General features: G+C 48.5%; 9 protein-coding genes. 1 reads left to right on the top strand and 8 read right to left on the bottom strand.

What is annotated here, in order from left to right:
* Positions 1 to 61 precede the first annotated feature (61 nt).
* Positions 62 to 1759 (bottom strand): glycogen/starch synthase, encoded by a 1698-nt coding sequence (locus Q0502_RS09580; RefSeq protein ID WP_298649987.1) that lies wholly within the window; start codon positions 1757 to 1759, stop codon positions 62 to 64.
* A 72-nt stretch (positions 1760 to 1831) separates the two neighbouring features.
* Here Q0502_RS09580 and mfd point away from each other — a divergent pair, with 72 nt between their 5' ends.
* Positions 1832 to 5179, top strand: a complete 3348-nt coding sequence (gene mfd / locus Q0502_RS09575; protein WP_298649984.1) for a transcription-repair coupling factor — start codon at positions 1832 to 1834, stop codon at positions 5177 to 5179.
* Here the strand turns inward: mfd and epsC are convergent.
* From epsC to dprA, 7 genes are all read right to left on the bottom strand, one after another.
* Entirely contained in the window at positions 5154 to 5975 is an 822-nt protein-coding gene (gene epsC, locus Q0502_RS09570) for a serine O-acetyltransferase EpsC (protein ID WP_298649981.1), read from the bottom strand. The genes mfd and epsC overlap by 26 nt on opposite strands.
* A gap of 13 nt (positions 5976 to 5988) precedes the next feature.
* The gene (locus Q0502_RS09565; RefSeq protein ID WP_298649978.1) at positions 5989 to 7977 is read right to left on the bottom strand and encodes a DUF4954 family protein; all 1989 of its coding nucleotides are present in this window, start codon (positions 7975 to 7977) and stop codon (positions 5989 to 5991) included.
* Positions 7978 to 8100: 123 nt separating this feature from the next.
* Positions 8101 to 8226 (bottom strand): hypothetical protein, encoded by a 126-nt coding sequence (locus Q0502_RS09560; protein WP_298649975.1) that lies wholly within the window; start codon positions 8224 to 8226, stop codon positions 8101 to 8103.
* A complete protein-coding gene (gene recA, locus Q0502_RS09555; RefSeq protein WP_298649973.1) occupies positions 8226 to 9245 on the bottom strand; it encodes a recombinase RecA in 1020 nt (339 codons plus the stop codon). Before recA ends, Q0502_RS09560 begins: the two co-directional genes overlap by 1 nt.
* Before the next feature lie 63 nt (positions 9246 to 9308).
* Complete coding sequence (gene bcp, locus Q0502_RS09550) at positions 9309 to 9761, bottom strand: thioredoxin-dependent thiol peroxidase (protein ID WP_298649970.1); 453 nt, start codon at positions 9759 to 9761, stop codon at positions 9309 to 9311.
* A gap of 1 nt (position 9762) precedes the next feature.
* Complete coding sequence (locus Q0502_RS09545; protein ID WP_298649967.1) at positions 9763 to 10305, bottom strand: hypothetical protein; 543 nt, start codon at positions 10303 to 10305, stop codon at positions 9763 to 9765.
* Between the two features lie 68 nt (positions 10306 to 10373).
* Positions 10374 to 11483 carry a DNA-processing protein DprA gene (dprA, locus tag Q0502_RS09540; protein WP_298649965.1) on the bottom strand — a complete coding sequence of 370 codons (1110 nt, stop codon included), beginning with the start codon at positions 11481 to 11483 and terminating at the stop codon, positions 10374 to 10376.
* Positions 11484 to 11765 lie beyond the last annotated feature (282 nt).

The following is an 11765-nucleotide window of genomic DNA, read 5'->3' as shown; positions in this document are numbered from 1 at the left end:
TGCTGTCTTATAGGCCATGCAGTTTTGTGATTTTAATTTCGATACGGCAAATATAACGTTTTTAATCTGCTTTAAGTTTATAAGGGCTCGATAATCTGACAAATGAGTTATGCAATGCTTTGCTATAGGCTTCCTGATAATGCTGGATGAAATGTGCCCAATCCGCCATATCTGCGAGCGCGGCTGCGCTTTGCTTCAATATCTTCACCTGTTCATTGCTTTTCAGCGACAGATCGTAGATAAGGGCGGCAATTTCCTCTGCCACCTCCGCAGAATTCTCATCGTTACGGTAGACTACCTCAATGCCGTCGCTTATCCCCTCTTTTTTATCGCCCTCCTTCTTTGCCCAGACGCCGAATCCCGCCAGGGTAGTGGTGATGGTGGGGACGGAGAAGGCTACGCTCTCATGGGGGGTATAGCCCCAGGGTTCGTAATAAGAGGGGAAGACCGACATGTCGAACCCGATCAGCAGATCATAATAGGAGAGGTTGAATATACCGTCATCTCCATTCAGATAAGAAGGAACAAAAATAATCTTTACCCTCTCTCCGGCAGAGTTACAAAAACCTAAGTGGCTGATCTGGTTCATCACCCTATCGTGCTGCGGCTCGACCAGTTCATGGGTGATAAACGGGCATTGCGAAGAAGAATCTACGGCGTGTGCGGGATCATCTCCGCAGAGGCGCGCCTGAAGGTCTTTCCGTGGCCCTTTTACCCACCCCGGGACCATAATGAATGCAATGACATCTTTTGTCAGTTGCGGCATTTTCCGAAGCAGGTTCATGGCATCGATAAACACATCGATACCTTTGTTCTTATATTCATACCTGCCGCTGGTCGCTATTAACAACGCGTCAGGATGAATAGCATGTCCCACCGTCTTTTCGGCCACATTAAACAGCATCTTCCGCGCCCTTTTGCGTACCTGCCTGTGGTCGGACCCTTTGGGAATAAAGTCTTTTTCGAATCCGTTGGGTGTGACCACATCGGGCTGACGCTCCAGGAGTTGGGTGCATTCCGCAGCGGTGATGTCGCTCACTGTGGTGAAGCAATCGACATGTTGCGCGGCTTTCTTCTCGATAGAGTGCTTGGCCGTCATGTTCAACTGACGCGCCATCTGGTCTCCGTTATACCCCTGGAGGTGATCATACAGCGGGAAGTTGTTGCCGGCAATGGAACGGCCGATGGAGGTGGCGTGGGTGGTGAAAAGGGTGGCGATCTTGGGGACATGCTTCCTGATATAGAGCGCCGCAGCGCCTGTCATCCATTCGTGGAAATGGGCGGTCACATTCTCTGCCTCCAGATGATGAAAACGGTAAAAGCTCTCGATCACCAGTGCTGCGGCGTAGGCGAACATGGTCGCCTCATGATAATCGCCATAGGCGGCAATGGAATCTACATCGTAATCCAACCACATTTGCGTATAAATATCGTTCCGTTTTCCAAAGAAAGCCTCGAATCTCACCAGAAAGACGATGGGTTCTCCGGGCACCTTCCACCGCCCGGCACGAATGGGGAGATGCTGGTTGTTCAATGCGAAGTCGCGCCATGGCGAAAAGAGGCTGTCATCTTCCCTGAACCAGGGACTTTCCTGTACTCCCCACAGATCGGGGCCGACGAAGAATATACGGTCTTTATAAATTTTTTGTAGGATGTTGGCCCGTGTGGATAAGACGGTGTAAATACCGCCCACTTTGTTGCACACTTCCCAACTGGTTTCGAAGAGGTAATCGGGCGTGTGCCTGGCATCTATCTGCATAAATAATAATTTTCTTGTCTCCGGGGGACAAAGATAATGAAAAAATTGGCTTAACTTTGTACTTTCTTCTGAATGGTTGAAACAATAGACATTACTCAACTACAGCAGCGGATTGAAAAACATCCCAACCTGGCGGCGGCAGGCTCATTACTGAAAGATATACAGGTTCTATCAGTGACGGGTTTGCACGGATCGTCGCGTACCCTGTTTGCCGCGGGATTATTCCATAAACACCCAAAAACCTACCTTTACATTTTAAATGATGCGGAAACAGCCGGTTATTTCTATCATGATCTGACCCAACTGATGGGGGCGTCCGATGTGCTCTTTTTCCCGTCGGCCTATAAACGGGCGGCCAAATACGGGCAGTTGGACCGGGCTAATGAAGTACTTCGCGCCGGAACCCTGAGCCGCCTTCAGGAAGAGAACAACCCCCTGATCGTGGTCAGCTATCCGGATGCGTTGGCGGAGAAAACCGTTTCCCGTAAACAGCTGGAGGAAAATACGCTGCAGGTAACGGTAGGAGACCGGATCGACAGCGATTTTGTGAGTGAAGTGCTCGACAGCCAGGGCTTTCAACTTACAGACTATGTGTATGAGCCGGGACAGTATGCCGTGCGGGGGAGTATCCTCGACGTCTTCTCTTTTTCAAGCGAGTATCCCTATCGTATCGATTTTTTTGGAGATGAGGTGGAAACCATCCGGAACTTCGATCTGGAATCGCAACTTTCCAAAGAGAAGTTCAACGGGATCCGGATTGTTCCCGAATTCGGACGCGCCGGATCTAAAGGGGCTTCGCTCTTCCACCTTCTTCCCGCCGGCTCGGTGATCGGAACGGAAGATATGCGCTGGATAGCAAGCCGGGTGGAATCGATCAACGAGGATGAACTGCATATCGATCCCAAAGATGTGGAATTCGTGAAAGCCGACCTGCTTTCGAAAAAGGATTTCCTGGAGATTATCGGCTCGTTCCGGCAAATCCGTTTCGATACGAAGATGATGGATACCCCCGGTGCTTCCATCGAATTCAAAACATCGCTGCAACCCCTCTACCACAAAAATTTCGACCTCCTGAGCGAATCACTGCACCGATTCCTGGAGGAGGATTACACGATCTGCATATTGAGCGACAGTGAAAAGCAGCAGAAACGGCTTTTTCATATTTTCCAGGATCGTAATGATCCCATCTCCTTTATACCGGTAAACAGGACGCTGCATGAGGGTTTTTCGGATAAGACGCTAAAAATATGTTGCTTTACCGATCATCAGATCTTCGATCGTTTTCACAAATACAGCCTGAAGTCCGATAAGGCCCGGTCGGGTAAGATCGCCCTTACCCTTAAGGAAATCAACCAACTTCAGCAAGGCGATTATGTGGTGCACATGGATCACGGTATCGGCAGGTTTGCCGGACTGGTGCGCCTGCGCATCGGGGATAAGATACAGGAGGTGATCAAACTCACTTATCTGAACAACGACGCGGTGTTTGTTTCCATCCATTCCCTGCATAAGATATCGAAATACAAAGGCAAGGAGGGGGAAGAGCCGCAACTGAATAAACTGGGTTCCGGAGCGTGGGAGCGGGCGAAAGAGCGGACCAAAAAGAAGATCAAGGATATCGCCCGCGACCTTATAGAGCTCTATGCCCAACGTCAGCAGGAGAGAGGGTTCGCTTTTTCAAAGGACACCTATTTGCAGACAGAACTGGAGGCTTCGTTCATGTATGAGGACACGCCCGACCAGATCAAGGCGACCCGCGACGTGAAAGCGGATATGCAGAGCGAACGCCCTATGGACAGGTTGATCTGCGGCGATGTGGGCTTCGGCAAGACCGAGATCGCTATCCGTGCCGCCTTTAAAGCAGCTACCGACGGGAAACAGACGGCCGTGTTGGTGCCTACCACCGTACTGGCAACGCAGCATTACCATACCTTCAGCGAAAGGCTGGCCGATTTCCCGGTGAAAATGGATTATCTGAGCCGTGCTCGTACGGCGAAAGAGCAAAAAGAAATCCTCCTCCGGTTGAAAGAGGGAGCCATCGATATCCTTATCGGTACCCACCGGTTGGTGGGAAAAGATGTGCAGTTCAAAGACCTGGGGCTGCTGATCATTGATGAGGAGCAGAAGTTCGGGGTGTCTGTCAAGGAAAAACTTAAGCAACTGAAAGTGAATGTGGATACACTTACCATGACGGCTACACCGATCCCGCGCACATTGCAATTCTCTCTGATGGGGTCACGCGACCTCTCTACCATCGGAACGCCTCCTCCCAACCGCTACCCTATACAGACCGAGGTGCATACGTTCGATATAGAGCTCATTCGTGATGCGGTCAATTTTGAGTTGAACCGGAACGGGCAGTTGTTTATCGTGAATAACCGCATCAGGAATATTTATGAATTGGAAGTCCTTATCAAAAGGGAGATACCGGACGTACGCGTGGCGGTGGGCCATGGACAGATGGACCCGAAGAAGCTCGAGCGTGTGATTGCCGATTTTATCAATCATGAGCAGGATGTGCTGATCGCCACCACCATCATTGAATCGGGTATCGATATGCCCAACGTGAACACCATTATCGTGATGGATGCGCAGAATTTCGGGCTGAGCGACCTACATCAATTGCGGGGCAGGGTGGGACGAAGCAACCGGAAAGCATTCTGTTACCTGCTGGCGCCCCCGTTCTATCTGCTGAGCGGCGACTCACGGAGACGCCTTCAGGCGATTGAGAATTTTGCCGAGTTGGGTAGCGGGCTCCATATCGCCATGCAGGATCTGGACATCCGGGGGGCGGGGAACCTGCTGGGAGCGGAGCAGAGCGGCTTTATCGCCGACCTGGGGTATGAGACGTATCAGAAAATATTGGCCGAAGCGGTACAGGAGTTGCGGAAAGAAGAGTTTTCGGCACTGTACGATACTCAAAAGGCGGAGAGGGCGCAGGCGCAGGATTTCGTAGATGATGTGCTGGTCGAGAGCGACCTGGAACTGATGTTCCCGGTAGATTATATCCCGAATGATGCGGAGCGGGTAGCCATTTACCGTGAAATGGACAATATGGAGTCAGAGACAGAGATCATGGATTTCATGAGACGCCTGGAAGACCGCTTCGGAAGAATTCCGGCGCAGGGCAGGGAACTTATCCGCATTGTGCGGCTGCGCCGTATTGCCAAATCGTTGGGGATAGAGAAGGTGGTACTGAAAAACGGACAGATGACCCTCTTCCTGATCTCTGATCCGGAATCGCCTTATTACAGTTCGCCGGTATTCGACCAACTGTTATATTTCGTCCAGAAACAGCCGCGCCGGTGCCGCTTACAGGAAAAAGGAAAAAAACGATCGGTAGCAATCAGCAACATAGAGACCGTGGAAACGGCAGTAGCTTTGCTGGAGGAGATCAAATCACAAAATCATAGGGACTAGAAAAATCTCTCACGGTGCGTATTTTTACATCTATGGGGTTAGAGACGAGAGAGTAGGGGACTACACTGCGGGTGAGCCATGCACCGCCGCCAATCACCGAATCGTGCCCGACCACCGTCTTTCCGCCCAGAATAGTGGCATTGGCATATATAACGACGTTATCCTCGACCGTCGGATGTCGTTTTACATCGGACAATTTCTTTTCCACATATAGTGCACCGAGTGTAACACCCTGGTATATCTTCACGTTGTTGCCGATCTCAGCGGTTTCGCCGATTACGATCCCCGTTCCGTGATCCATAAATAGATTTTTCCCTATCTTAGCCGCAGGATGGATGTCGATACCTACCTTTGAATGCGCGTATTCTGAAAAAAGCCTGGCGATCAGGGGTATCCCCAGCCGGTGGATCTCATGTGCAACCCGATGCACGCAGAGCGCGTAAAACCCGGGATAAGTGAGGATCACCTCTTCCAGACTTTTGGCTGCAGGGTCGGCTTTCAGATAGCAGGCCGCGTCTTTATAGAGCCGTTCCCGGAGCGAAAGGTATTGCCGGCAAAATGATTCTGTGATCTCATTGGCCTTCTGTTCACTGGTAAGTGCGGCGATATTGACGTGAAGTTTTCCGATCGCTATCCGTAACCCTTCATGTACATTTATCGGTTCCGGACAGTCGCAGATAGGGAACATCAACGAGATGAGCGTTTCAATTACCTCTTCCAGGTCACATTTATTAATGGGAATGCGTATGGGTTGCGGATTGAACTGTTTGATTAGTTCCTCAATCTTATCTGTCATAAAAATGGGATGTTTATTGTATGTTTATTATTCTTTCTATTAATTCGTTTCCCAGCGCCTTTTTATCTTCAATATGTTTCAATGTGGTTATCACAAACGGATTTTTATCGAAAGCGCCGCGTACGTATTCAAAATCCATTGCCCTGTCCTGGATATTCCCGTCGGCACCGAACCCTGTTTTGAAAGAGAGGGAGAATTCTTTTTTTGCATCGCTGTAGATCATTTCGTCGAGTCCGATCACTGCTGCTTTCCATTTTTCCACAATGGAGATTACATCGGTCGCGGTGATCTCATCGGCTTTGATACCGTAAAACGACTGGATCTTATCCCAGGCCCAGACCCATTCGTTCTCGTAATACTCTTCGTGCAGTTTCCGGAATACATGATTGATCTCTTTCAGTTTTGTGATCTCTCCCGATTCGATTTTGCAGAGCAGATTGTCGATTTCGGATTTGGGCGCAATCAAGCCGGAAACATCTACCCACTCGCCCAGTCCGGGCGTCTCTTTGGGTATGAGCCTCTTCCTGATCTCTTCATTGCTTTTGAACCGGGTCTTTTCCAATCGCTTGATAAGGGAATTACCCAGGAATTTATGAACAATGATCTCATAGAGCTGTAATCCTCGCCGGAGTGAAGAATTGGAGATAACACAACTCTGAAATGTATAGAATTCCGAAGTCTCCCCGGCGGCAGCCTGAAGATTTTTGAGAATTTCAATGCCTGCAAATACTTTTTGTATAGTATAGGGACTGAGCAGGTTGAAATTAATGCAGTCGAGCCGGTCGGGATCTTTGCGGCGGTCTCTCTCCGGCCATTTTTTTGCATCGCGGATGGTACCTACGCTGCGCAGGTTCACTCCCGGCGCGATATGGGTGCCGTTGTCTTTTTCCACCAGATAGGAGAAAGGGAGGTTCGATGTGTCCGCATGTTGGGAATGACGTCCCAGGATCAGCGAGAAAGGCCCTACCTTGGCGGGCCATAACACGTATGAGTTACTGGTCGTTTTGGCGCCCCGTTCAATGATCCCCTGATGGATAGGCCCCAGTTTGTACATGTGATTGCTCTGGTTGGAGCCCGACCCGGCATTCATAAAGGAAAACATTCCGGCGATGAGCAAGGTGGATTTGTGGTGGGTGACGGTATAGGGGCCGGCAAAAAGCGCACAGGCCTCTCCGTTCTCCCCCTGGCAGTTGCTGAAAAAGAGAGAGTCGGAGGCGGAATAACCGTGATCGATATGACAGGCCTGGCCGATGAAACAGTGCGAAATAATGGAACCTCCATCGATCGTGGAACCGGAGCAGACAATGAAATCTTCGGCAATCACATTGCGCCCGATATAGACCGGATCATGTTCATTGCTGTTGATGCTCCCGTTTTTCAGCTTCATTGCACCGGTTATCTTGCAGAAAGAACCTATCCGCACATTCTTGATGTAACCCACGTTCACGATCTTGCAGTCGTGTTCGATGATCCCCCTGTCGGAAGCATGTTTCTCACAATAATAATCGATGATGGCTTTCATCCGCTCGATCAGTTTCGGTCGATGGCGATAGAGGGAATAGATATAGGCGAAATGGGCTGACAACTTATCGTTGATATGCACTTCGCGTCCCCCGGTTTCATTCAGTACGTTGACCTGCACTCCGTTTCCGAATGTGGTCATCCCCTCGACCAGGATTACATCGATATTCTGGATGAAGCAGTTATCGCCGATGGTGTAGTTGGCGATGTAATTTTGCACATTCTCGATCATTACATTGTCGCCGATGGTACAGTTGTGGACAACAGCGCGGTTGATGCCCGCGTGCTTATCCAACCCGCCGGGTAGGGAGAATACCTTTTCGAATATCCCGAGTTCGATCTTACCCGAAAAGTGGCTCTCCCTTACATAATGGGGATCGAACCCCTCTTTTACGGTAATCAGTCCCCAGTCGGTACTGCTGCATCCGTTTTTTTCCAGCAGATTAATTTCGGATTGTGTTAAGTTTCTGTGATCTTGCATGTTTTAATGTGCCAATGAGACTAATATGACTAATATGTCAATGAGACTAATATGACTAATGTGCCAATGAGACCAATATGTCAATGTGATTAATGCCGCAATATGATATGAGGCAATGTAATGTTACGTTTTAAACGTTTGACCGAGCCAATCGGTATATGGGCGGTCGGAAAAAGGGCCTTCTTTTTCGATCAGCCTGAAACAAAAGAAAAACGAGATCCCCGGCAGGGATATCTCGTTTTTCCACATTATTTATTATTCTCTTTAAGTGCCTCAAAGATAAGCTTTTCGAGCTCTTCGCCCAATTCGGGATTATCTTTGATGGCTACCTTGGCAGCGTCGCGCCCCTGTCCCAGTTTGGTATCGTTGTAACTGTACCATGAACCGCTTTTCTTGATGATCCCCAGATCCGACCCCAGGTCGATAATTTCGCCTGTCCGGGATATCCCTTCTCCGTACATGATGTCAAACTCCGCTTTGCGGAATGGAGGCGCCATTTTGTTCTTCACAACCCTCACTCGGGTGGGTTTCCCGATCTGTTCTTCCCCATCCTTGATAGGAGTGCCGTTACCACGGATATCCAGACGCACCGATGCATAGAATTTCAGGGCATTCCCTCCGGTGGTTGTCTCCGGATTACCGAACATAACCCCGATCTTTTCACGCAACTGGTTGATGAAGATGCAGGTGGTATTGGTCTTGCTGATGGCTGAGGTGAGTTTCCTGAGCGCTTGTGACATCAACCGAGCCTGCAGCCCCACGTTCGAGTCGCCCATTTCTCCTTCTATCTCTTTTTTTGGAGTGAGGGCCGCCACGGAGTCGATGACGATAATGTCTACCGCTGAGGAGCGGATCAACTGTTCCGCAATTTCCAGCGCCTCTTCTCCACTGCCTGGCTGGGAAATAAGTAGCTCGTCGGTATTTACACCCAGTTTTTCGGCATAAAAACGATCGAAGGCATGTTCAGCATCTATAAACGCCGCTACACCGCCCCCCTTTTGTGCTTCGGCAATTGCATGGATGGCAAGCGTGGTCTTTCCCGACGATTCCGGTCCGTAGATCTCAATGACACGCCCACGCGGATAGCCGCCCACGCCCAATGCCACATTCAGGGCAATGGAGCCGGAGGAGATAACGGGCACCTCTTCCACTTTCTCATCGCCCATTTTCATAATAGAGCCTTTGCCGTAGGTCTTTTCAATCTTGTCCATCGCTGCACGCAGCGCTTTCAGTTTTTCACTGTTCTTGTTATCTTTTTCTTCTGCCATATTTTTAGCTATGTTTAATTTTTTTGCTTGTTTCACTACCGGTTCATCAGCTCCGGTCGGTTTTCATTTCTCTAATATTTGCCCGGCATGGTTTTTCGTATCCACCTTTCTTCCTTCTATCTTATCGCGGATGATCCCGTTTTCATCTATAAGGAATGTAGTGCGGACAGTACCCATGAATTTTTTCCCCATCATCGATTTTTCCTGCCACACTCCGAATTCTTCGACCAGTTTTTTATCGCTATCGGCAATCAAAGGAAAGGGAAGTGAAAACTTATCGATGAATTTTTGGTGTGATTTCTCACTGTCGACACTTACGCCCACGATTTCATACCCTGCTTTGCGGAGGTCGTCGTAACCGTCGCGCAGACTACACGCCTGAGCCGTACATCCGGGTGTATTATCTTTCGGATAGAAATAGAGAGCCAGTTTCTTACCGCTGAATTGCTCCGCCTTTACCGGTTTTCCGTTTTGATCTGTCCCCAGCATTTCGGGTATTTTGTCGCCAATTTTCATTTTAATAATCTATTTTCCTCTTTTGTAAATTCTTTATTTCATACGTAAAACCGATAGATGGTATATTTGTGTGCTCGAATAAATTATTTGCGAGAGGTATATGTAGCCCGATACCAATTTTGAATTTTGAATATCCCAATCCAAATATAGGGACGATATGCAGGGCCTGCCCTTTAAAATTCGTATAGTAAACTAATTCCGAGCCTAAATAAAACATCCATACATGAAAAAAACTACCGATCTTCGGACCTAAGTAGAATGAGTTTTTATTGAACATAAATTCATTCGATAGAAAATAAGAGTATCCGGCTGTTTCCACGTAATAGGAATTTCTTGATTTATAAATCCCTAATTCAATGATATGGTTATCGGGTCCTCCTTTTTCATTTCCTCCGTTGAATGAATAACCGGCAATAAGGGATAATTCATCAAACGTACCTTGCCGATCTAAATAAGAAAGTACTTTTGTACTGTCTTCCTGTGCTTTTAGAGAAAAAGAAAAAATAAACACAATACTAAAGAGTAAAGCTGTTGTTTTTTTCATAATTCTCTTCTTTTTATGCCAAAGATATAAAAAATAAAGAGATGCCGCGGTGAGAAGCGGGTCAATTTTTACGCTAAACGGTATATTCCGCCCGGCAGCGATACTATAATATTCTTTACTTCCAGTTCCAGCAGGGTCATAAACAATTCCGATACCGGAACGTTGAGTTCGATGGACAATGTGTTTACATGCATAGAATCAGTTCTACTGAGTTTTTCGAATATTATCACTTCTTCTTCCGACAGGTCGGGGAAGAGTTCCTGCTGTTCCGGGAGAGGTTGTTTTTCACTTTCTTCCCATCCCATATGTGAAATAAAATCGTCAATGCTGTGTAAAAGGAGTGCTTTGTTATCCGATATCAGTCTGTTACAGCCGGCCGACATTTTGTCCCGGATACGGCCCGGCAGGGCAAATACCTCACGGTAATAGGAATTGGCAATATCGGCGGTAGTGAGTGATCCCCCCTTTTCGCCCGACTCAATGACTACGACCGCATCGGCCATACCTGCGACGATACGGTTGCGTTTCACGAAGTTATGCTTGTCGGGGTTGGTGCCGCCGGGAAATTCGGTGAGGAGTGCTCCGTTTTGCAGCATCTCGACGGCTGTCTGCCGATGTATCTGCGGGTAGATGCGATCCAGTCCGTGCGCCAGTACGGCAACAGTAGAGAGGTTGTTTTTCAGCGCCGCCCGGTGGGCACAGATATCGATGCCGTATGCCAGGCCGCTGATGATCTGTATATCGGGGAGCCTGCCCGCTAACTCTTCAATAAATTCCTTGCAGAACTCTTCCCCGTATCTTGTAGCATTACGTGTACCTATGACACTAATCGTTTTCTGGTGATTAAAATCGGCATTCCCTTTGGCATAGAGCAGGAGGGGAGCGTCGATACATTGTGTAAGCCGTTGGGGATAGTCTTCATCGGTAAAGAAAAGGAGCCGGAGCTTATTGTCTGCTATGAATTCCAACTCTTTCTCCGCCTTTTTCAGTACCCCTGGATCACGGATCTCGCCGATCAACCGTCTTGAAATGCGGGGGATGGCTTCCAGTTTACGGACATCCTCTTTGAAGATCGCCTCTTCATCACCGATCACCTGCATCAGGTTGCGGGCATGCATGACTCCTATGCCCCTGATCTGCGTGAGCGCTATCCGGTATAGAGATCTGTCTGTTATCATAGAACAAAGAATCAAGAGCCAAGAACCAAGACTAAACTAATGTGCCAATGAGCCAATATGCCAATTTGGAATTGAGCGATCCCAATTCCCACGTCCCAAATCCCAACATCATAAATATTCCGCGAACGCTTCGTCGAACACTTCGGGTTGCGACAACCTGCCGTTCACCAGATTCACTACTTCAATTTTTGCTTTGGCACATACCGTATTATCCGACAGGCGAATGATCTTCTGGTGAAAAACGTATTTCACACCCGCCCTTTCGATACGCTGTACCGTACA

This window comes from uncultured Proteiniphilum sp., from assembly GCF_937873925.1.
GTDB lineage: Bacteria > Bacteroidota > Bacteroidia > Bacteroidales > Dysgonomonadaceae > Proteiniphilum.
Note: the sequence above shows the minus strand (reverse complement) of the source record. Positions and strands in the feature narration are given on the sequence as shown.